Here is a 23,008-nt window from a genome sequence, read left to right on the forward strand (position 1 = left end):
AGCACCTCGTCTCTGCATGGGGTTCATGAAAATATTTCCTTATACTGAAAATATCAAATTTATGTTATCCATTTATTCGGATTGTGTTAACGCAGTGTAAACTTTGTCGAATGTAGATAAAAGCAAAATAGCCCTCTCAGTTAATAATGAGAGGGCTAAAGATTACGAGCGCACAATTTACCTAACTTATTATTCTTGAAACAGCTTAGCCAGATCAATAAATTTGTAACCTTCATACATAATCCAATGCTGCCCGACATATTTAGGAGAAAATATGGCAAACGGCAGCTTTTTCTCATCCCATTTACTGTTAGTAACATCAATACGGGAGATTTGCGATTGTCTATTCACATCATCATTGCTTATGGTGTAAATTACACCCTGATCTGAACGGATGACATAGGCGCTATTTGGTGCTTCCCATATTTGCCTTTTGTTTAAATCTAGCAAGAACCCATTTATTGAGCCTATAGCTGATTCAACTAAAACTGGGGATGTATTGTCAGTTGGCTCCTGTACGGTTTTCAATTGAAAAAATCTACGTTGCTTAATATCGTATAGCTTAAATGCTGAATCAGCTATGGCAAAGTCTTGCTTCTGTCCGTTCTCTCGGTCTAGATGAAAGTATCGGAGTAATACAGAGTTATATTCAGGTAGCCAACCAGCAATGTCCACGTACTCGTCCTTTTTCGCATCCGACTTTAAGCTCGCGACCTCCTTACCTTCTTTGTTAAAAAGACGGATTCCCTGCGGTGCTATAATAATCATCTCTTCCGAGCTCATGATATGCTTTGGATTATTATCGGATGTGTAATAAAGTGCTGAATATTGACTATCTTTGCTCCATTCCCAAATAGGGTAATTAATCATCCCTTTGGGATATGGGACTTGGGCGATAATGTTTTCCTGCAGATCAATTAACTCAAGCTTCTTATTCTCATACCAAAACATTGACCCATCCGGTGAGGGAGCTGTTTTGAAGGTTGGCCAAGAATGCTTATATTTGTTACGGAACTTTTCTAACGATAGTGTTTTTAAGTTAATGACCTCTATGTCACCATCATGGTATTTATTGAATACCAGCTTTTTCGAAAGCGAACTATACCAATTGAGAGCGAAGCTATCTATTTCGTTCGTTATGGTTGGTGCTCCAACGACTAGCGTTTCTATTTCAGAAGTTCTTAAATTTAATGCTTCTATATTAAAGGTTTGTGAGCCGGCTTTGTTGAGTACATTAGAATAAACAATTTTATCCTCATCTAATAGCCCGAATACCTCCAAAGCACTGGAAACATCATAGGAGTTGCTTAGATTAGTATCTGTGATCACATTCGTCGACACAATCTTCTGGTCTTGCAAATCAATAATCCCAATCACTCTTCGTAAGAGAGCTTGGTTTTGCCCAGTATCCTCTATATGAGTGAAAGGAACCGCGAGTGTATTACCACTTGCTACCCTTTCTCTCTCGTTCACATAATAGCCGTTACTGAAATTCAGTTGAAAACCATACTCATTGGGGGTGATCGTTAAGCTTAGCTCTTTGGGATCGATTTCTTCAACCCGATTTTCTGCTATTTTCTTAAACGTATCCCCATCCCATTGGTATGTAGCTTCAATTAAACTTCCACCCGTGTTATCGTAATAACGAGTTAAGAAAGATTTCGGCGATGCTTTGGACAGAGGAATAGAATAGTCGGAGCTCGTACTAAATATATCCTTCCCAATCATGAAGATCCCATCAGGTCGAATCGTGTATATGTTATAGACATTTCCATTACTTGATGCATACTGTCCAATCGTAAAATCCGGATTATTATCCCCGTTATAGTCATCAATAACTAGCTCGAAGCTTCCTTTACGGAATCGCAGCTCCTCTCCAAAGGTTGGAGCTAGATCAAGCCGCTGAAGCACCTTGCCGTTTAAGTCTGTTAATTCAGCAACAAATTCCCCTACATAATATTCACCCTCGAATGGCCCAGGATTACTATCTGCTACTAGCACTCCCTCGGTCATAATAATCGAAAGCCTATCTTGCTCGCCGTCATGATTCCAATCTAACCCCTTCTGGGAAAAAGGCACTTCAAACAATTTAACCTCATTTGTGTGAGTAGCCTCGGGAACAAGTTTAGACCTATTCTGTTTAGCAACAAAAAATAAGATCCCTATTAATACAACCAATGTGATCCCTAGTATTATCAGCCTTCTTCGCATCATCGTTAAAGCCTCTTCCCTAAATAATGGTATATCTATAGAACGATTTTATTACTGGAAAAGTTCTTTATTTATGGAGTTGGTCCTATTAAAAAAACTGCTCCCTCGTCATATGGACGATGAGAGCAGTCAGTGGAAGTTATCTAAAACTAGTTTATAAACTTAACATATTCCAGCAATCGCTTAAGTGAACTTACCGCATCTGCACGGGTTGCATTCGCTTGCGGTTTTAATTGTGTATTTGCTTCTCTACGAATGATGTTAGCCTCCGCCGATTGTGCTACTGCAGCTTGTGCCCATGAGGAGATACGGCTATTATCCGTAAAGGTGTCGAGTAACTGTTTCTGTTTACCAGAAATCTCGATCTTCTTCCCTGCAAAGGCTACAGCTCGTGCTACCATTACGTACATCTCTTCGCGTGTAATTGTGGCATTCGGAGCAAATAAAGTATCACTCCGCCCTTGTACAATACCTGCTAGAACTGCTGCTTCAACCGCTTTAGCATAATAACTTTTCGCTGATACATCTGTAAATTTAGTTCCGGTCTTTACCATCTCCAAGCCTAAAGCTCTAGCTATTAAAGTAGTAAATTCCGCCCGAGTAACATCTTTATCTGGAGAGAAGTTATCCGCAGATGTACCGTTTACTAGCAATCTAGATGCAAGCAGCTCAATATCCGATTTGGCCCAATGCTTCTGAATATCGGAAAATGATTTATCTTTCCTCTCTGCTATCGCGTACAAGCTTGCATGTGGGGCCATAATGACGATCTCATTTGAGTTTTTCTGAATCGCAGGTATGAATTGAAGTTCCCCAGACTCCGAATTAATAATGACAGCCATTAGCTTCTTAATATCCGTTTGTCCAGTAATAGCAATCGTTCTTGGTACATATGTGCTACCAAAGCTAGTGATTTCTTCCGTTTTCCCGCCTGCTTCCGCAGTCACACTAAAATCCAACACATTGATAATGCTTAGTCCTTGTGCTTCTGCTTTAAGTCGAACAGACTTTTCTTGTTCGGATGTCGGAGCATTCAAGGATATAGACAGCTTTAGTTTTGCAATATCCGTTCCCAGCTTCTTGGCCAATGCTTCAAAATCAATCGATTGAATAGGAAGATCAAAGCTACCGCTGTCTGTTTTTACTGAAATGACAGTCTCTGGGCTAGATTTGATACTCTCCGCCAATAATCCCGCTGGAAGCTCTACTTTCGTTGAATCGCCCTTCTTGTCAACGTTAACGATAATAGTTTGTGATGCCGATTGATTATTTTTCAAGGCTTCGAATGCATTTTTCAGGTCATCATTGTTCAAGGATAAGGTAACATTTTGCTTACCGTCAGAATTCGTTTCCGTCTTTACACTATCTGGCCCAAGTGTCAAAGTTACGCCATTGCTTCCAGTAGTAACTGCTGGCGGTGTAGCTGGAAATGAAAAAGACCCTGTTGGTGGTGTTGATGGTGTTGGTGGTGTCGGGTCACTTATAGTTACATTATCAAACTTATGTAAGTTTGTTGTTGCCTGAACGGTTACAACATTATTAAAAAGAAGTCCCACATACAAACTTAGGTTGTACTGACCAGCAGGTGGAAGCTTTATCTCATTTCCTTGAGCAGAATCCGATGTTTTAATGACATACTCATGATTTCTAACGAGGTAAGATTGTGTCTCAATTACCATTGTTCGAGTCAGATTTGGATTTACCCAATCCGGAAAAGTATTGTTCCTTTCACTCGTAAAACCCGCTAACCCAATGATACGATTATTATCGGTCACATCCATAAGGATAATATCACTGATAGTGATATTACCCCAGTTCAAAGAGTTATCCGCTCCAAAATCAATCTTAATAGAATTTAAATTGTGTGTATGTAAAATATTATTCACTGTATCGTCAGCAGGAGTAAAACGAAAGAGCTCCGTATTTGCAGGTACGTAAGTATTCGCACTAACCGACGAATATTTTTGTGTCGCCGAAATACGATATGCGCCTAATCTAACTTTTTCATTCTGATTTCTATAAGTGAAATTATTGTCAGTTGAAGTGAAGGATATCCAATCGATTCCATCGTTCTCACTCACTTGAATACTCAATGGTGCCTCCGCAACAGGGATTCCATTAAAAACAACATTTTTGTACATAATATTGTTATCATCATAGACAGTACCGAAGAATTGAGCTGAGCTAGAAGTAACCTCTGTTATAGAATTATTTTTCGCCGTAATCTTAACACGCAATTTATTGGGATCTTTTGTGTAAATATTTCCGCCTAATTTCTGATTTGAAGAATAATAATAAAAACCGGAACTGAGTACTTCACTTGCGTTAGAATCGATAACTGGCGGGTCAGTGACTATTTCAGGCACTGTTGGGGTCCCCCCTGTTGATGGCCCTGTTGGAGGCACTTGATTAACTACTGTCACTTGATTAAAAGCGTGATAATTATCCGCTTTTACATAGTAGGTGTCAGCATTCAGATCTGTATCAAAGTTATTTACTATACTACCAATTGATAGACTTAGATCGTATTTACCGGCTGACAAACGCTTTATTTCATTCCCATCCATTAGAGATGATGTTACCAGAGCATAATTATTCCCTAGTAAGAGCTTAGTTTGGGTTTCTATTATTAATTCTCGTGTAGAGTCTTTACTAGTCCAGGTAGCAGTATAGGGATTATATTGATTGTCTTTTGCTGGCCTAATGCCTGAAATAGAAATGACACTATTATTTGTTGTATTCTTTAGAACAAAATCACTACCCGTAAGTTTACTCCAATTCAATAGATTATCCGCTCCGAAATCAAAGCTTAAAGCAATTAAGTTATCCGTATGCGAAATATTGTTAAGGGTATCATTAGCTGGAGTAAACCTAAACAGTTCCGTGTTTGGAGATACATAGGTAGCAGTACTTTCAGAAATTGAGGAATAGCTTTCCGTTGCAGAAATTCGATACCCGTTCAATTTTACATTTTCATCATCAAAAAAACCGTTATAATTATTTTCGTTCTTTTCAGTAAACAACCAATTTTGCCCATTATCATTACTTACTTGAATGCTAGAAGGAGCGCTCGCAATATTTAGTTTAGAAAAACCAAGACTTTTATAAATATTGTTATTGTCATCGTACCCGTAAAAGAATTCAGACAAACTAGTCCCATCACTGTATCTCAATTCTGTTACAGAATGATCATCTGCAGTAATCTTAACATGGACTTTGTTCCAATCCTTAGTGTAAACTTGTCCGCTTACCTCTTGGTTAGTTGAATTGTAATTAAAATGAACAGCAAAATAAGCATTTGCTGTTAGGGGAAGTAAAACTGTAAATGCCATTCCCACCAGCATTAGCATCGTTAGCTTTTGAAGCACCTTCTTTGAAATATTCACTCTCTTTCCGCCCTCCATCAAATGGTAAAATATCATTTGATCTGTTCTCAATATCAAGTACACGCACACGGTACACTGGCATCTAAAATATCGTTGTAACCACCGCTTAATTATCCACAATCAACAGTCATTATTAGCCGTGAAAATTGCTAAAACACAGCTACACTTTTATATGCTAATCTTACCTTAAAAGCATATTGGAGTGAATCCTATGTCGAAAACGTACAAACAATTGAACACAATCGGTAAAGAAATCTTTATCAGATACTACTCCGAAATAAAGAACTTAAACATCAGTAAAGAATTTTTGGCATCAAAGATGCTCAATGAAAATCCAAAAGCCACTTCTTATGATGCTCAAATTATTAGAGTCAACACTGCTCGGATTATTTTCAAATCCAACCGACACCTTGAAGCACTTCAACTCATTATAAATTCAGACAAACTTCCTCATAGCGTTATTCATGAAGCTAAAAATCTGATCAAATCCGAAACATGATTAACAGTAAAGAAATCTTGATGAATGATTTCATACAAATCTATATGAACTCATACAAAACATTTGAACAATAGTTTAGGAAATCATACAAAATTGAATGATTTCCTAGACTATTCTAATCTCATATTTAAATAATACCAGTTCTTCTCCTTTAACCACTCAAAACCCACGTCATGCTTGAATTGTAACGTCCTGTCCCTGCTTTTTTCTTGTCGTTTCTCCACCCAAGTAGGCACGATTGGAACGTCATGATAATAAAGCGTACCTTGACTGGTACTAACAATTTCAGCCTGACCAGAATGCTGGACATTTATATAGTACGGATTATCGGTTAAGCAAACAAATCGTTTTACAGCAAAATTGTTGAAATTCATCAACTTCTCAATGTCTTTGAGAACGTCATACATATCGTTGTCAGTTGCTCTATTCGATGACTTTCGGAAGCATTTTAACTCTATTGCAGCCTTAAAGTCATTGTAATAACAAACGATATCCACGTTCTTGTTTTCATAAGAATGCTCCAACTCAATTTTGAACACATCCGACTTGTCCAAGCACATTAATTCCCCTAGATTATGGATAAACGATGCATAATGTAACTGCATGGATGATTCTTTATTTACATTAATTCGTCCAAGAGCAAGGCGATTAATAAATATGCTCCAAGCCAAATCAAGAAGATAGTTTAACCGTTCTTTCGGATCAATAGGTACGTTTATCATGAATCACACTCGTTTATACAGAATTATGGACTTATACTTCCTCAATGATGAGAGTCCTTTCATTTCCATTGCCCTCTGATATTACAAACGAACCGTTTTCATCAGTCTCATGTACATATGATATTAGTCCATCAAATATAAATCCCCCACCATCATGTATTAACTTCTCTTCTTTTAATCCTTTACGCTCTAGCTTCAACAACTTGCCGTATACATCATCAATTAATTCTTGATAAATGCCAAGCATACTGGGATGCCCAATTTTTCTTTTAACCGTTTGAGCCTCTTCTTCTGTTATTTCCCCACTGCTTTTTAGGTCATCTATAATTTTCATGCATCTAACGTAACTATGTTCGCCTTTGTCATTTTTCAGAAGTGTAATGACGCTTGAATATTCATTCTTCAGTAATGGGGATATGATTTCTCTTCGTTCATTTCCTTGAATCGCCTTAACTTGAAATCCTCCAAGACATATACTTTTTTCTGAATCAACTGGATTGCGAACATAAAAAGCCACATCATCTTTTGTGGTATGTGAATACTTATTTGTATCCCACTCCTTGGTCTCCCTTGAAGATTTTGCAATTGTCCTGATTCCAAAATAAAAAGAAACAAAGTCATTGCGATTACCAATTATCGGATAGTTGTTCTCATTAAATCCCGTTGACCACCCCAGCATCTTTTTTCCAATTTTCATATCCATTCGCATAAGATTGACGATGTAGTTTTCAAAAACATGACCAGCGATTAATCTTATATCGACATGACTTTTAATTTTGATTTTATTATTCTCAAAAGCAAAATGGTCAGTTGAGAACAGTGATTCAACTGCCTTTTGACGAAGAACATTTAAACCGATTGCATTTACATATTCTCCAACAGGAATTTCAGAAGGATCACTGATTGTTTTAGAAATATCTAAGTCGCTATTTATATCATCGATTGTTTTCTGACTAATAATAATTTTGGGAGGTGTCTTCGAAGTTATTTTAATCACTACATGACCTGCTTTCTAAATACCCCTTATGAATACGCTTATCAACATTATAACAACAATGGATAAAAGCAAGCTACTTTGATTCAATTTCATTCAGACCATTGAAATCGAACGTTACTGCAGTTGAATGGGTTGCGCAGCAGAGTGGATTCTAATCCATAGTTCCTCCAACCTAAAACAATTAACAGATGATTATTGCAAATTAATTCATTCTTATCTGAATTGCGAAAGGTGCAGCTAATACCTTTCCGAATGCTGATTTCAAACAATAAATTTTACCGATAATCCTATTTATATCAGGGTTCTCGGTTTTTGGTTTGCGTCCGCATAGATAAGCAATCAAAAAAAGATAATGATTCCAAATTATGTATTCATGCACCGCCTATACTGAACGATTTACTGCGAAAATGCTATAATTAAAATAAATGCTCTAAGAAGGTGAAGAATTTGAATCGATTATTTATTCTGGGTAACGGCTTTGATGTAGCTCACTCTTTACCAACAAGATATGACAACTTCCGAAAATACTTATTAGAAAACTATCCTGACGCATCGAAAAGAACGCCTTCATTCAATATCTCCAGCAGCACTATGCCTGATGGTGAGGAAGTGTTTGATGATGATGAAGCTGTATCCTTCATCATGCATGTGATTTCAAATGCAGAAGCAGATGCAAACAATTGGTGTGATATTGAAACCAGTTTAGGTCATCTGGATTTCAGTGAATTTTTTGATGATATATCCATCCTATTTGGTGACGAAGAAGATGACGATGATTTCTATAGTGATGACTATAAAAGACGAGAAGACGCTGCAAGCAACTTCCGAATGGTCACAGAAACTATTAAGGATTACTTTTCCGAATGGATTAACACGATTGACATAAGCGAGGTTGCACCGAAACCAAAATTGCAAAATTTAATTTCAAATGGCGAAAACCATTTTATAAATTTTAATTACACAAAAGTATTGGAGCAAGTGTACAACGTTAAAGAAGTAACGCATATTCATGGCATCGTAAATGGAGACATTATTCTTGGTCATGGGGTTGAACTCACCTCTAATACGGATGATGAAGACGAGGATTATGAGGATTACGATGATTCCCATTTTGAGCTTGATGAGCTGCACCGTTCACTAAAAAAGCCAACGGAAAAGATTATACGAAAAAACGAATCCTTCTTTAATAAGCTAACGAATGTAAACGAGATTTATTCTTATGGCTTTTCGTTCTCCGATGTTGACTTGCCTTACATACGTAAAATTCGTGAAAGCACAGATACCACACATGTCGTATGGTATTTGAGTCGTTTTGGAAAAGCCGAAGAACATGAGGAATATAAAACGAAGATTCGTAAATGTGGGTTTAAAGGAACGTTTGATTGGTTCGATATTTAGTCTTGCTGATAAAACAAGGCAATAAAAAATGCGACTCCAGCTTAATTGGAGTCGCGTTTTTCTTTCCGCTATTCCATCTTTTCTTCACCCAGTCAAGCCCTAGCAATAAATTTACAATGCTCTCGTACATACCGCATCTCAGACATCTCACTGTGCATATGCGTTCATACTCCAACTTTTCTGATGAAGTCAGTCCAGTTGAATACGGTTGTATTTCTTTGACGAACATCATTTCGCCACAAGAGCATTTGAACATGATATTCACCTCCAACCACTTAACATCAAATGATTTTCAAGATTTCAAAATCTTTATCACTATTTATCTGCGATAAAACAGGAGTAATATTGCCGACATATTTAGCACTAATTAACTCATAATCCTCATTACTTTGAATCTCATATAACAACAATTGAATCATTCTCATCCCCGTTTGAAGCCGTATCCCATTCTCACCTGGATTCGTCAGTTCAACAGTTAGTGAGCCAGCAAAGCCTGGTTGAATAACAGAAGCAATTTTAATGCCCAATCTGTTTAACGAGGAACGAGAAAACAATAATCCCATTATATTTTTAGGTAGCTTTATGTATTCAAAAGAACTCGCTAAAACAAGTTGATGCGGATACAAAATAAACGAATCCCCAAACTTTTTATAGGCATCTTGAAAAAATGTCTCCATAGGAAGATCCGATAATCCAATTACAGGTTCTTTGGATTGAACGGAAACCTTAAAATGTGTACCTAACCTTAGATCAATGCCAACTTCTCTTATTTGCACTTCTCTATCTAGCAATGGAGTTATATGTAGTTCATCACTATTCAATAATTCATTAATTTGTTGTTGTGTTAGTAGCTGCATCTATCCATCTCCTATGTATATGTCCTGAATAGAGTGCTTTGCGAATTAGATTGTTAAGAATGTCTTGCGCTGCGTTCTTATCCTGATTCTTTGTTTCATCACAGATGACTTGCAATGATTGAAAGTAGGAAATCCAACCAGCATTTAAAATACTAATGCTACTAACAGGGTTTCCATCTAATTCATTTGGAGGAATTAACCCTTCAATTTTTGCAACTAAACGCCCCGTAATTTGATTAAATTCGGTTGAAGTATACATAGGTATACTTTTGACGCTACAAAAACTAATAATAGCATCAATGATTTGGTCTAGATTTGATAGGAATAACTCTTCAAGTTCAATTAAGATTGCATGATTAAACTTAAATGAATTAGTTTCATATGTAAAAGTCATTCCTTGAGCGTTTTCCCATCCATGATGCCAAGAATCCATTAGTTGAATGACATCAGACGATAAATATGAAGTAAAGTTTAATTTCTCCATCGTTCTTCTTTTAATTCGACTTCTTGCGATTCTTCTTGGATGTGATTGAGCTATACTATCCTTCAGTATTTCTGCTCCCTGTTCCACACCATACAACATAAAGATTTGTTCAGAGGAGAAATGTGAAGCTGGACCATATAGAATAATACCAAGAATATCTGCAACGTATTCTTTAACCCAATTGTAATATACAGGTCTTAACATATCAGGTAGACTCAACTGAATCTCTTGATCAGTCAATTGTTGTCCATTGACCACATATGGTCTAATCGATTGAATATTAATGAATTGGCAAAGTTGTTTATACAAGATTGAAGAAAGATCAAATCCACAATGTAAATCAATATAATGACCAATTTCATGACCCATAATACAACCAAACAATACATTATTTTTATGAAGTTTTGGAAAAGTTAACATAATTGTTTTATTTTCATTGATTGTGGGAAACTTATTAAGTGAATTAATGGGTCTCGCCAAACATTGCCATATTTCTCCGATAGAGTAATTGATAGCATATTCAGGACTCGTAATTACGTTTGCGCCTGGAGTTATCTTCTCAATAATCTCTTTGACAGGAATCATTACTTCAAGTGGATGATGACTATCAGTTGAATGCTCAATCCTTGGGTAGATATTCATTAAAAAATACCGAAACAAATAGGACATTACTTGAATGTCCTGTTGGGAAATTTGACTTGGATCGTCACTATTGAAAAAACTAAAAAACAATTTATTTAAACTGATAGCTTCTTTAATAAAAGTGTGATTGTCCTTTGAAGGAAAATCACTCGTTTCTAACTTTTTAAGTTGCGTATTTAATGCATGAGATTGCTCCTGCATAAGTCGCAGAATATTTATGTTTAGTAGGCTCATGACTACTCCTCATTTATAAATTACATTTTGAGAAAACCGCAACCGCTTTATTCTTTTCAACCTCAATTACATCTGTCAATTTTCTCAAAAACGTTATAGTTACCGTTTCGGTTACATTTGAACTATCTAAATTACGGATAAGTCGTTCGAAGTAATCAGATATATTTTGCATCGCTAAATCTTCTCTAGGTATTGCACGTGTTGAATAAATATATGCATCCATTGTATTGAAATTTCCCTCATCACATACATCCAAGTTAAACGTGAAGGAAGTTGTTGTATTTGTATAACGTTTAGCCTGTTTTAAAAATTGAATAACTGGTTTTGTATCATCTTGGCAAACTCGTTCATTTGAATTTATTACTTTCATTAAATTCGACAATCTATAATTTAAAAAAATAAGATCTAATTGAAGATCTGGTGAGTATTCATTTGATAAAGTATCATCATAATACATTTGTAGTACCTCCTTCATATTACTAATGCTACAGTATAACATTAAAAGATCATTAGTAAAAATTCAATCCACATATAAGTATATGTAGACCACTGGAAAAGATGTATGCGAAAACAAGACTGAATAAGGCTAATTCGACACACCTTCAAAATTTCCTGCTAACTCGTCCACAATATAAGCATTATTTTGCAATCCAAGAAATTGTTTTGTACAAAACCACATCTCATGTGATTCCATGAATCAATATAGATTTTTATTTTAGTCTTAATAATTTCTCACCCTCATTAATTGTTTGTTTAACTAAACCTGATAATGAGTTTGGGTATTTCCCTAACCCTGTGGTTAATATAATTTGGTAATCCGTTGATTGTAGTTCAGAGATTCTATCCATACATTTATTCAAATTTTCTCTATCAATTCCTAAGTTTTCAGGTGTATCGATAAGTAAAAACTGTGGAAATGGGATACGATTCTTAGAGTCCAACGACATTTTCAAAAGAGTCAAGAAATACAAAAAACGTTTTGGTACGTCTGAGCTTGCTTCTCTGTAATAACCATCATTAAGAACAGGCATATAATATTCATTTATCTCTGCACTGGTTACTTCTTTTAAGGTTATAGTCATAAACCCATTGTATATTGCGTTAAATCTTTTAATCTGGGCTTGTATCAATTGTTCAATTGCATCCTGTGTATTATTTACCCTTAATTGAAGCGAAGTAAAATCATCTTTTGCCTTTTTATATGCCCGTTCGATACCTTCAAACTTCTCAATTATTTTAATCCTGTTTTCGCTATCTTGAATAGCATTTCTCAATTGATAAACACGTTCATTTAATTGAAGTAATTCTTGGTTATTGGAGTTCGTATGTTGTTCAGCCTCTTTCAACTGACTGCGAATATTCTCCAAGTTTATGTGAATCTGCTTAATAACTTCCTGTAAAGATGTAATCTCTCTTCCACACGAATTGATAGCTACTTCTATGGTTTCTACCGATTTTTGTTTTGAACGCAAAATTTCAATGTACTCCTGAGAATTATAAAAAAAACGTTCACTCTGACCTTCTTTTATTTCAGAACCACACAAGCAAACTCCACTGACACGTTCCACTTTATTAAAACAACATGGACAGTGATCTGGAGAGAAAAGATGTAGTGTATTATGAGAAAAAATAATCTTATTTATATGTGAAACTTCTCTTATCAGTTCCTCTTTCAATTCAATCAAGTCACGCTGTTCAAATGATACATTACTGAGATGTGTTTGAACCTCTGCAAGTTCTTGCTCCTTAAGAACCAGCATTTGACGAAGTTGTTGAATTTGTTGTTCGAACTTCGAAGAATCTGACTTTCGACTCTTTACTTCATTTCGTATGAGTTGAATTCGTTGTAGTTCCAGATTATCTTCTGCTACTTTCCTTAGCAACTCGCTGGAAGGTTGACTGCTTGTATCGTATCCCATTTCAGCGGCTAGGACACCAAAATTATCAAATAATATTTTTTTAGCATCTCTTTCCTTCTCTAATTCACGCAGCTTTCCAAGCATAGCATAAAAATCAGAAAACCTATGACCTACCAATAATTCAAATATAACTTTTCGTATATGAGCTGAATCTGAAATGAAGTTATTATCCGACTTATGCTCTTTATATATTTTTTTTGGTTCGGTGCCTTGGTCATAATGGATGAGACGAAACAAATCAGTAAAATTAACCTTAAAGTGAGATGTGCCTTGCCAAACGTCTACCACTTCAATATCCAGTTTTTGAAGTAACCAGTCTGAATAAGTGGATTGACCTTCAGGCATATGTTGTCTGTTTAAGTACAATGACTCTTCTTTACCATTCTTATCTTGGACAATAATCATATTATTAGTTTTTTGACCAAAATAACGTTTAATTATGTAAGCCTCATGATTGATTTCAATTTCAAGCAACACAAAATTATTAGTATCATTCTTGATTTCAAAATGAACTTCAGTTTTAGAGAAATTAAACATCTGAACGTAATCTCCAAGCGCATAACAAATCAACGCACTAAATGTTGACTTTCCTCCACCATTTCCAGCTTCAATAATATTAACTCCATCTGTTAATCGCGGCGAACTATAGGTGTACTTATCGCCATTGTAATGCACTCGATTAATTTTTAATCTTCCCATATGTATACACCTCTATTACGGAACAATTCATCAAGTAATGAGTCAGTTTTCATTGTTCTGATATGTGAGAACATACCCTTTATTTGCTTACTATGATTGCGTTCCATTCTAAATAATTCTGTAGAAAAAAACTCTTTTGGAAGGTTTTCAGTACTAAGCCAAACATCATATGATTTTCTATTCTCATTCTTGGACATTGAAAGAATATCCTTCTGTTGAAGTGCATATAACAATGAGCCTGCCCAGTTTAATCGCAATCGACTTTTTAAATAGGTCTCTTTTAAGTGATCTCTATCAATAGGTGATGCCTTACTATCCATCGCTTTATTAGAAGAAACAATAGAAAATAATGAGTGATTGGACAAAAAGGGAATAAGATAGTTCAATTTTGACCATTCTTGTAATCGCTGATGCTCACTTGTAAAGCCAAGCGTATGCAAAAAAATTATCGTATTGTATGCGAAATAATAATAATCGTCTTCTGCACTAAACATCATTCGTTTCTTTACGTTTATATTGTCACTCATTGCACATTTAATTCCTCCTATCAAAAGCTAAATAACATGAGTTAATTAATTCGTAAATTGTATCACGAACAGCATTCTCGCTTCTAAATGGATAATTATAATCTTTGCCCCAATCTTCAATGTGTGCTATGGCTGAACGAACCAACATTTCTATCCAATCATCAACAACTGAAGGTTCAACCGTTGATTTTTGCGTCTGCTTATGCACAATCCTAATCAATTGTTCTTCGCATGCTTCAAACACACGATAAAGATATGCGCCTCTTGCTTGATGTTGAACTCTTCTTAGCTGTGTTTTAATCGAGCCAATTTTACGTGCAAATACCTCAAATGTCGTATCATCATAATCAGGTGATACATCTTTGATTTTGCTATTAATATCACGACCATCAAACGGCTTTTCCATCGAATCCCAATCCTCATAGCAGGGGTCTAATGGTTTTGACGTTGCAACGTTATTACCTATTTCAAGAAACTTGGTTCTAATGGTATCTGTATTAATCAATCGATGAAGCGGATCTTTGTGTGCTTGCCTTTTTTCAAGTTCTTTATCTAATGCATCAATAATATACTGTTCTTTCCCAGATACAGACACCGTATCATACAAGCGACAATTTTTAACTTTTAACAATAACGTCAGTTCAAGTTCGTTCTCATCTTCTTCTTCGAATTTCCAATTAATTTGCTCCAAAAATTGAATCCATAAATCATCCGAATATTTTTCAATTACATGTAAATAACCAGTCGCATTCTTGCCAACATACTGCTTCCTATAATCCTCTAACAAGATACATTTTAAATATGGAAGAACCGTCACATACTCTTTATTCATTAACAACAGCATAAGTTCTTTATCGGGTAATTCTAATTTATTTTGCTTTAACAATTCAGTAGTACGTTCATTCGTAATGCCAGTATTCGTATAAAAACCAAAACGAATATGATGTCCATAGTGTAAAAAAACATCAAGGAAACTCACTAAACTATTTTTAACTTCATCAGAATTTAGTGAAAAGCATTTGGACTCATAACTTTTGTCACTCTCTAGATATTCACTACTTTTACCGTCACCGTCACTTGTGTTCAAATAAACATCTTCAATATACTCGCATGCCACAAGCACAGAAATATTGGGGGCTTTCTCAAGTTCATCAAAAATTAATTGGATAGCTCTAAGGCGCTGTAGCCTCTCACCTTTACTTTGTTCACCCACTACCCGACTAATGATGCTTCTCTCCATAGGCTTCCATCCTTATTGTTGTGAATCTTTTGCACTATGCCATTTCGACACCTTCCTCCATTATCCCTTTTTCAATCCCATTTTTTTGATATTGAGGGAATTCACTATAAATAAATAGGAACTCACGTTCTCATTTTATCATATTAATGCTGATGAATCTATAAGAAGTCGAAAAGGCTTTTTGTTGGTTATTGCCTACAAAATATATGACATGCTAGTATAGGGTTAGGAAGATTTTTCAAAATACTCTTAAACGGTGGGTGGCATATGACAATATATTCTGCGGAAAATGCAAATGAAATCGTCACACGAACTTTTAATGGACAATTTATTGGTGGTATTACAAATGATAAGTTAAATGAAATTAATCATTTTTTAGCTTCAGATAGCTTTGAGCGAGTTAATTGGAGTTTTGGGATTGATAGAGGTGCAGTTCGAAGTATAACGTTATCTTGTCAAAGACCTAAAAAATTACTTCCTTTCAAGTTTGGCATCTATTTTGATGAAACACCAAAAGGAAGCTTTTCGGTGCCTTATCTACTCACCTATCAGGTTGGAGTGTTGAAAAAGCAATGAATGATTTCCAAAAAAAGTACCCTACGTTTACAATAAAAAGCACACGTCCGATTCATGGTTTTGGGATAAACTATGGGGTCTATATATTATTTACTTACTCGTCCAAAAATTCATAACGTATAATGAGACCTTCCCTTTAATAGGTGAAGGTCTCATTCATCGTTTACTTCTTTCGACTCAAAAATTTGCATCAGTTTTGATGGTGGAACATGCAATGCTTTTGCTAATGTCAAAATCGTAGTCAGACTTGGATTCTTAATACCGTTCTCGATTTCGCTTATGTAACTTCTATCAATGCGTGTATACAAACTTAAATCGTCCTGCGTAATTTTTAATTCTTTACGCGCTTTTTTTATCCTATTACCAAACGCAACTAAATACGGATTTTTTTCATCCATTCTATCATAATTCCTCTCTGCTTTTATTCAAGCATAGAAGAGTCATAGAATGAATTTCTGTAGGCTATTGCCTACAAAGTGAGTTTATGCTAGACTTTTGGAGAAATATGACAACAAGTGTCGAATGAGAAGGAGTGAAGCAAAATGAAGAAGTGGTTCGCTATAATGGTATTTACGACATTCGTTACTGTTGGATGTTCAAATGAAACAAGAGAAGTTAAACCCACATCAGAAGCAAAGCAAACAGAACAAGCCTTCTCACCCACATCAACATCTGCAGCAACAAATACGGTTAAAGAAGAGGAAGCACCAGATCCTTCGGAAATCGTTAAGAAGTTTTACGAGGCTTACATAAAGAAAGATTACGATACGCTTCCCCAATATATTGAAGATAAGAACTTAGGCATGTCGGCAGCTGACTTTATTAAGAATCTGAAGGAATCTGATTTTAAGAATTCCGCTGATACAAAGGAATATATGATTTCTCAGATTGCCGATTATGATGACACTCATAAATATGCCAAGGTTTTAGTTAAGGGTAAGAATGCAAACGGAGATGTATCTGGAGAAAATCGAATTGGACTGGTGCTTGTTAATGGGGAATGGAAATTGGATTTTGTGCTATTGATTGAAAAGTCTAATTTAGATAAGCAAATTACGACCGAAAACAAGGTTCTTACTGTAACTAGCGTTGAGCAAATGAAACGAATGGATGGATTTAATTACGTTATTCAACTAAAGAATAATCAAACAGACAATCAAGTTTCGGTTGGTTGGCTCAATGAAGCTACTGCCGAACTGACCACAGATAAGGGAAATGTAACAAGCAAACTAAGCCGCGCAACGATAAAACCAAATAGTAATGGTTCAATTACAATTTTCTTTGAAACCCAAAAGGCAGAAGCAAATTCTCTTCAAATCAATGGACTTCAAATTACAGACTCTAAAAACCTTCCGATACAGGGAAAGGATCCATTCAGTTTGGTAATCCCATTAAAGTAAAATATACAAATTCATTGCGGTCACTCTGCTTCACTTATCAGTTGGACCGCTTTTTCTAAATGGTTTTAACTTAATTACTTCTGCAATCATTCAAAAAAGATTGTACAAGTCAAAAGGCACATTCAATTTCATGGATTGATGTCCATCAAATTGAATGTGCCTTTTTGTTAATCGTTTTTTCATGCTTATACATAACCTAATTTGCTTAATCTAAAATATAAAGCTTGTGTACTTACTTTAAATTGGGATGCAATTTCACTTATTTCATCACTATCATCACTAATATCTAAACCATCACTTAATCTTTGTTCAATAATTGGGACTAGAAAATGTTCAGGCATTAAAATCGCAGCTGCAAAAGTATTTGCTTCAATTTCTTCTTTACTGGTAGCAGTTGAAGATACACTATTTCTATAATTTACTTTAAAGGTTCCAGCTCTATCAAAATGATTTGTTTCACCTTTATGCAATAAGAAATGACCTAATTCATGTGCTATTGTGAAACGTTGACGATTAGGACTATGAGATGAATTAACACCTATTACATTTAATTTTTTATTTTCATCCCTAAACAACATACCTGATATATCGGAATCATTAAACTTTTCATCGATGACATGTACGCCTAAATCTTTTGCAATTTCACGAATTGGCACATGTGGTGCAGTAATTTTAAATTCCTCTAAAACAGTATTCGCCAACCGCTCCACTTTTTTTAGATTCATTCGTCATTCCCTCCCACTTGTTCCAGTTTTCTAAAAATACGTGCTTGAAAATCCATCTCATCATCTTGTGTTTTTTCATCATCTTTTTCATTTTTTATTAATGCGTCTGCTTGTGGCAAAAGTTCCACTGGATTAATGTTAAATATCGTAGCAAATACAAAAAGAACATGGACTTGAATTTTTTGTCGTCCAGATTCAATGTTTGCTATGGAAGAACGAGTAAATTCTGTTTTATCACTCAGTTCTTGTTGCGTCCATCCTTTTTTATCTCTTTCCTCGCGAATCCTCCGACCAATTTCTGCATAAATAAGGTCTTCCATAAAAATCCTCAATTCTAAATTTTCATCCCATATAGTCTTTACTTCTTTTAGTATTGCCTATATGTAACGTTTTTGTCAATCCAGTAAACACAAAATTCACGATTATACGCCAAACACACTTGAAATGCAATCCCTAATCACTTGTTTATATCAGAAACATTTTATTTGATTGTGATGTTGACAACGACAAACGTGGGTGCTAGACTTAATCTCAGATAGGCAATCAACACCAAGGAAGGGGGAAGATACCATGGCAGTTAATGGACAACCTGGCGGCGGTAGAATCGGGCAAGTTACGAACCGCAGCCAATTTCAAGCGCCAAACGGCAATTGGGTGAAACGTGATACGCAAACTGGTCGTATCATGGACCAGAAAACGAGCAGCCCAAAGCCATTCAAAGGCGTGCGCCGCGAGAAATAAAAAGAAGACTCCACGTATGGGAGCCTTCACGTCTGTAATACCGAAAGACCAACACGCTTATCGTGGGTCAAATGTTCAGAAGTTCGTTTCAATGCTCGCAACATTAAATGAACCGCCAACGAACGGATATCCTCATATTACTGAAAACGCAATTAGGACGCAACCATAACCTTGGTAAAAGTATGTCCAATTTGTGTCAGTAGTTATACGTTCTAAGGCAAATTGAACCAACCCACGATAAGTACAAAAACTTATCTTCGAAAGGGTTGTTGAAAACAATGGCAAATATTCAACTGCAAGATGTACTGATTTATGTTAACGGAACTTCGCGATATAACGGCGGTGCGTTTGACACTGTTCTTGTTAAAACCACGCTCAAAACGGACGAACCAGTTTTGGACGAATACTATGTCCCAAGCGGTGTAACGGCAAGCCCTGCCCTTCTCGATTTACTCCGTCTGCAACAATTGGAGGTCACACCGTTCCGCGCAAGCACATTGCTTGCAGGCACCGAAGATATCCAACAAGAAGCCTTGAATGGCGACCCTGCAGGTACATTAGAAGATGCTGCTAAACTGCTTCTTCTTTCCTTACTGAAGAAATCGTCCCTCGTCCCTGTCGCTGGCTCCACGAACCTCTACGAATTGTCGTATGAGTATAAAATTTTCCCACTGACGAGTCAGGGTCTTCCGAATTCCTACGAGCTTCAAATTCGGGTTCCTTTCGATGGACTGGGAATGCCAAACGGCAGTCGTGTAGAAGTTTCTGCCATCTTGCCACGCGGTGCAGAAGTTGACCCAAACGCTACTATGGGCAAAGATACGAACGGACAAGAAATTGCCGAAATCGTGTACGATATGCCTAATGTAAGCCGTAAAGCCGTAACGTTCGCATACCAAATTGACCCTCTTTTCACCATTCGATATAACCATACGCAAGGGGTTCAGTCGTAATAGGGGTTTAAGCGTAATCGACTTCCCCCACGTTTTGTGGGGGATTTCTTATAATAATTTGGGAGGCAAATATGTCGGCGTTAACTCATTACATACAAACTCATACCTCTGATATCATGTTAAATATCTTTTTTGCATTCTTCAGCTTTTTCGTTAGTCTTTTACTAACGCCCAAGAATAACAGTGGGGTTAACACCAATGGATCCTCCATCCACAATACCATTCAGTTTATTGAACGTAACGTCATTACCCACCATCATCATAATAATTCATCACGAAATCGTCCAAGACGTAAAGATGATGATGACAATTCCGCTCTCGGTATGTGGGTTATTGGACTCATTGTGGCAGCGTTCCTATTTGTCAGGTATCACGAAGTGATTATGAATTTTTTGACTGGCTTCATCTGTTTTGCAATGGTGAGTACAATTACAATCGCTGTTAAATTGTATAGGAATAATCAGTACGATAATTTAAATCGCTTTTGGACAGCGGTAGCGCTCCTTATTGTCATTGTTGATTTGTTCACGTTGAAACTCATGCGTAATCAAGTTGATGTCTCAACCCAAGCGGATTCTTTATCCAACTTCATTCAATCAGTTGGAATTGACGGTGTGATGAGTTATGCATACTTAGCAGCTGGATTCATTTTTGTCATGATTCCAAACCTGCTGTTACTTGTACTGTTAATTCACATGTACGCAGTTAACGTCTACCTAGCTACTGGAAGCCGTATAGCTGGATTCATCATCCGTAAGACAAATCCGTTTACGATTAAGCCAGCGTTAATCGCTACCATTGGCATCCTATTGTGTGCAATGTCGCTCCTCTTTTCATCAGGCACAATGTACCATTGGGTATCTAAAACACAAGATGTTAAATTATCAACAACAAGCGCTGAAAAGAAATAAAATATTAAAAACCATTACTCCATATTGGTGTAATGGTTTTTAATATTTTAATGAATTGATTCGTTTTAATTCCTGTTTTCCCAAGATGAAAGCTCCCTCTTCATCGAAGCAAGTGAGAGTTTTTTGCACGATAAATAGAAGCATAGAAGTACGTTTGATTATTATCAATTCACCTTGTAACTGTTGCAGAACAAGTTCAATATTTAAATCATTCGGTGATACCTGGGATACTTCTGTACTCTGTAAAGAGAAGTTGATTCTTTGTTATATAAAGAGATACCGTTAATGTTCCTTGGGGTTCATTAAAAAGAACCGAAAATAGTGCTGTTTTCAATTTTCCATCTTCAGGTTTGATTGTAAATGCAGGTTTTATCTTCACATTCTCACAGACGCATTTAAATTGATTAAGCAGATTCTGCGTTTGATAGTTGAGAATATTTCTTCTGCACGTTTCATTATAAATTGTAATCTCTACTACATTGTCCAACAAGGATTCATATTGCTTAAAAATGAAAACGAGTTTACTTTCCAAAAACATGTAGTGTTGCATCAGGTACATCTCTCCTCACTATTTATCGATGGGAACATTTTTCCCAGGTAAAACTAAAATATACGAATCTTTGTCTCATTTTTGATAGAATGAATTCATATAAAATTGTATGAGAAAAGGAATCCACACTATATGAATGAACTCTTGATTCAAATCGGACAAACCATTCGAATTCTCCGTGAAGATAAAAATTTAACCCTAGATGAGTGCGGAACCATGATTGGTGTCACACGTAACTATCTTCGACAAGTTGAAAACGGCGAACGCAATATTACGATGAAGACTTTAGAATCGATTGCAAAGACTTTGGGTGTTCATCCATCCGAACTACTGATAAACAGTTCCCCTTCACCCATTCTTGATGAAGAGGAATTGATTATGAAATTATGTAGTTCAAAAAGCAAGAGAGACCTAAAGTGTGTCATTGCCCTTCTACATGCCATGTCTGATTAATCAGCATACCCTCCAACTTCATAGGCAATCGCACTTAACATTTTATTGCGCTTGCTGAAGAAGTGAGTGATTTCTTCAAATTGATGCGTAAATGAATAATAAAAATAATCGACTAAAATCGCATGATAATCGTTTTGTCCGTAACGTGATAAGTAGTTACGCATAGCTATTTGTGCCGTACTCGTAAACATGTCGGAATCCGTATCATGAAAATCAATTTTTTGTTGATTAGAAATCTCAATCATCGCGTTGGTTTGAAATAAATAGCCTAGTGCGAATACAATTTCAAAATCTCGCATTTGGATTTGAAATTTCCTTTGCATCTCATCTTTTAACTCGTTATAAATCTGTATGTTAAGGAGCGCAATACTTCGTTTACCTGTATGAACCACAGAGCGGTGTTCATACGCAGCGTCAAGGGCAATAAATGGCGTGTCGGATTCGATTAAGACTTTTTTCCATTCGGGCATATTTTTCATAATGAGTTTTGACCCCTGCATTTGCGGAATGAAAGGAAAAATTATGTTATTCCAGCCAAATTGCTCAGAAATGATTCCCTCAAAAATAGATAGCGTTTGTTCTTCACTGGTTGGTTTATATTGAGTGCAATGCATGTTGTACCGCCTCCTCTAGAATTATAGTATTCAATTTTGATTACTATAATATTATACCAATTTAGAGGGGAAATCCGCATGAAACTAGTAAAAATTTTTCAATTAGTTCTTTTTTACTAGATAACTCCCACCCAACATCTTAGTTGGACTAGGAAAAAAAAAGCATCCACCATTTAGTGAAATGCTTCGTTAGTCGTTTAACGAGTTAGAATAAGGCGAAGAACTGAAACTATCATATCCCCTGGTTAGATATATCATTTACGTTCCAAG

23 protein-coding genes are annotated in these 23,008 nt (G+C 36.0%); 8 read left to right on the top strand and 15 right to left on the bottom strand.

Annotated features, from left to right (window positions below):
* Positions 1-189: 189 nt before the first annotated feature.
* Both KCTCHS21_RS21315 and KCTCHS21_RS21320 read right to left on the bottom strand, forming a co-directional pair.
* Positions 190-2,214: a hypothetical protein gene (locus KCTCHS21_RS21315; RefSeq protein WP_130613101.1), complete on the bottom strand. Its 2,025-nt coding sequence runs from the start codon at positions 2,212-2,214 to the stop codon at positions 190-192.
* Positions 2,215-2,360: 146 nt separating this feature from the next.
* Entirely contained in the window at positions 2,361-5,597 is a 3,237-nt protein-coding gene (locus KCTCHS21_RS21320) for an S-layer homology domain-containing protein (RefSeq protein WP_162309358.1), read from the bottom strand.
* A 211-nt stretch (positions 5,598-5,808) separates the two neighbouring features.
* Here KCTCHS21_RS21320 and KCTCHS21_RS21325 point away from each other — a divergent pair, with 211 nt between their 5' ends.
* Positions 5,809-6,096, top strand: a complete 288-nt coding sequence (locus KCTCHS21_RS21325) for a hypothetical protein (protein WP_130613107.1) — start codon at positions 5,809-5,811, stop codon at positions 6,094-6,096.
* A gap of 110 nt (positions 6,097-6,206) precedes the next feature.
* Here KCTCHS21_RS21325 and KCTCHS21_RS21330 read toward each other — a convergent pair whose 3' ends face one another.
* Together KCTCHS21_RS21330 and KCTCHS21_RS21335 are read right to left on the bottom strand one after the other, a co-directional pair.
* The gene (locus KCTCHS21_RS21330) at positions 6,207-6,818 is read right to left on the bottom strand and encodes a hypothetical protein (protein WP_130613110.1); all 612 of its coding nucleotides are present in this window, start codon (positions 6,816-6,818) and stop codon (positions 6,207-6,209) included.
* 31 nt (positions 6,819-6,849) lie between these two features.
* The gene (locus KCTCHS21_RS21335) at positions 6,850-7,815 is read right to left on the bottom strand and encodes a hypothetical protein (protein WP_130613113.1); all 966 of its coding nucleotides are present in this window, start codon (positions 7,813-7,815) and stop codon (positions 6,850-6,852) included.
* Between the two features lie 447 nt (positions 7,816-8,262).
* Between KCTCHS21_RS21335 and KCTCHS21_RS21340 the strand changes: the two genes are divergently transcribed.
* Entirely contained in the window at positions 8,263-9,213 is a 951-nt protein-coding gene (locus KCTCHS21_RS21340; protein ID WP_157994091.1) for a bacteriophage abortive infection AbiH family protein, read from the top strand.
* 281 nt (positions 9,214-9,494) lie between these two features.
* Here KCTCHS21_RS21340 and dcd read toward each other — a convergent pair whose 3' ends face one another.
* From dcd to KCTCHS21_RS21370, 6 genes are all read right to left on the bottom strand, one after another.
* The gene (gene dcd / locus KCTCHS21_RS21345) at positions 9,495-10,070 is read right to left on the bottom strand and encodes a dCTP deaminase (RefSeq protein ID WP_130613119.1); all 576 of its coding nucleotides are present in this window, start codon (positions 10,068-10,070) and stop codon (positions 9,495-9,497) included.
* On the bottom strand, positions 10,042-11,430 hold the full coding sequence (locus KCTCHS21_RS21350) for a M48 family metalloprotease (RefSeq protein WP_130613122.1): 1,389 nt from the start codon (positions 11,428-11,430) through the stop codon (positions 10,042-10,044). The genes dcd and KCTCHS21_RS21350 overlap by 29 nt, the downstream gene beginning before the upstream one ends.
* A 13-nt stretch (positions 11,431-11,443) precedes the next feature.
* A complete protein-coding gene (locus KCTCHS21_RS21355; RefSeq protein ID WP_130613125.1) occupies positions 11,444-11,887 on the bottom strand; it encodes a hypothetical protein in 444 nt (147 codons plus the stop codon).
* Positions 11,888-12,140: 253 nt separating this feature from the next.
* Positions 12,141-14,048 (bottom strand): ATP-binding protein, encoded by a 1,908-nt coding sequence (locus tag KCTCHS21_RS21360; RefSeq protein ID WP_130613128.1) that lies wholly within the window; start codon positions 14,046-14,048, stop codon positions 12,141-12,143.
* Positions 14,036-14,575 carry a hypothetical protein gene (locus KCTCHS21_RS21365; RefSeq protein ID WP_130613130.1) on the bottom strand — a complete coding sequence of 180 codons (540 nt, stop codon included), beginning with the start codon at positions 14,573-14,575 and terminating at the stop codon, positions 14,036-14,038. The genes KCTCHS21_RS21360 and KCTCHS21_RS21365 overlap by 13 nt, the downstream gene beginning before the upstream one ends.
* Positions 14,576-14,582: 7 nt before the next feature.
* Positions 14,583-15,815: a hypothetical protein gene (locus KCTCHS21_RS21370; RefSeq protein ID WP_130613133.1), complete on the bottom strand. Its 1,233-nt coding sequence runs from the start codon at positions 15,813-15,815 to the stop codon at positions 14,583-14,585.
* Between the two features lie 267 nt (positions 15,816-16,082).
* Between KCTCHS21_RS21370 and KCTCHS21_RS21375 the strand changes: the two genes are divergently transcribed.
* Positions 16,083-16,391, top strand: coding sequence for a hypothetical protein (locus tag KCTCHS21_RS21375; RefSeq protein ID WP_130613136.1), 309 nt, complete (start codon positions 16,083-16,085; stop codon positions 16,389-16,391).
* 152 nt (positions 16,392-16,543) lie between these two features.
* On the opposite strand, the gene KCTCHS21_RS21380 is transcribed toward KCTCHS21_RS21375, so the two are convergent.
* Positions 16,544-16,789, bottom strand: a complete 246-nt coding sequence (locus KCTCHS21_RS21380) for a helix-turn-helix domain-containing protein (RefSeq protein ID WP_130613138.1) — start codon at positions 16,787-16,789, stop codon at positions 16,544-16,546.
* A gap of 144 nt (positions 16,790-16,933) precedes the next feature.
* Between KCTCHS21_RS21380 and KCTCHS21_RS21385 the strand changes: the two genes are divergently transcribed.
* Positions 16,934-17,791, top strand: a complete 858-nt coding sequence (locus KCTCHS21_RS21385) for a hypothetical protein (protein WP_130613141.1) — start codon at positions 16,934-16,936, stop codon at positions 17,789-17,791.
* Between the two features lie 185 nt (positions 17,792-17,976).
* Here the strand turns inward: KCTCHS21_RS21385 and KCTCHS21_RS21390 are convergent, their stop codons facing one another.
* Together KCTCHS21_RS21390 and KCTCHS21_RS21395 are read right to left on the bottom strand one after the other, a co-directional pair.
* The gene (locus tag KCTCHS21_RS21390; protein WP_130613144.1) at positions 17,977-18,516 is read right to left on the bottom strand and encodes an ImmA/IrrE family metallo-endopeptidase; all 540 of its coding nucleotides are present in this window, start codon (positions 18,514-18,516) and stop codon (positions 17,977-17,979) included.
* Entirely contained in the window at positions 18,513-18,836 is a 324-nt protein-coding gene (locus KCTCHS21_RS21395; RefSeq protein WP_130613147.1) for a helix-turn-helix domain-containing protein, read from the bottom strand. The genes KCTCHS21_RS21390 and KCTCHS21_RS21395 overlap by 4 nt, the downstream gene beginning before the upstream one ends.
* A gap of 250 nt (positions 18,837-19,086) precedes the next feature.
* Between KCTCHS21_RS21395 and KCTCHS21_RS31410 the strand changes: the two genes are divergently transcribed.
* The 3 genes from KCTCHS21_RS31410 (at position 19,087) to KCTCHS21_RS30720 (ending at position 21,121) form a co-directional block, all read left to right on the top strand.
* Positions 19,087-19,257, top strand: coding sequence for a hypothetical protein (locus tag KCTCHS21_RS31410; protein WP_170211438.1), 171 nt, complete (start codon positions 19,087-19,089; stop codon positions 19,255-19,257).
* Between the two features lie 278 nt (positions 19,258-19,535).
* Entirely contained in the window at positions 19,536-20,210 is a 675-nt protein-coding gene (locus KCTCHS21_RS21400) for a hypothetical protein (protein ID WP_130613150.1), read from the top strand.
* A gap of 71 nt (positions 20,211-20,281) precedes the next feature.
* Entirely contained in the window at positions 20,282-21,121 is an 840-nt protein-coding gene (locus KCTCHS21_RS30720) for a hypothetical protein (RefSeq protein ID WP_145988968.1), read from the top strand.
* Between the two features lie 208 nt (positions 21,122-21,329).
* Here KCTCHS21_RS30720 and KCTCHS21_RS21410 read toward each other — a convergent pair whose 3' ends face one another.
* Complete coding sequence (locus KCTCHS21_RS21410; RefSeq protein ID WP_130613156.1) at positions 21,330-21,671, bottom strand: hypothetical protein; 342 nt, start codon at positions 21,669-21,671, stop codon at positions 21,330-21,332.
* Between the two features lie 132 nt (positions 21,672-21,803).
* Between KCTCHS21_RS21410 and KCTCHS21_RS21415 the strand changes: the two genes are divergently transcribed.
* On the top strand, positions 21,804-22,124 hold the full coding sequence (locus KCTCHS21_RS21415; protein ID WP_130613159.1) for a helix-turn-helix domain-containing protein: 321 nt from the start codon (positions 21,804-21,806) through the stop codon (positions 22,122-22,124).
* Here the strand turns inward: KCTCHS21_RS21415 and KCTCHS21_RS21420 are convergent.
* A complete protein-coding gene (locus tag KCTCHS21_RS21420; protein ID WP_130613162.1) occupies positions 22,121-22,738 on the bottom strand; it encodes a hypothetical protein in 618 nt (205 codons plus the stop codon). The two genes, KCTCHS21_RS21415 and KCTCHS21_RS21420, sit on opposite strands and share 4 nt — an antisense overlap.
* Between the last annotated feature and the right edge of the window lie 270 nt (positions 22,739-23,008).

This window comes from Cohnella abietis (assembly GCF_004295585.1).
Lineage (GTDB): Bacteria > Bacillota > Bacilli > Paenibacillales > Paenibacillaceae > Cohnella > Cohnella abietis.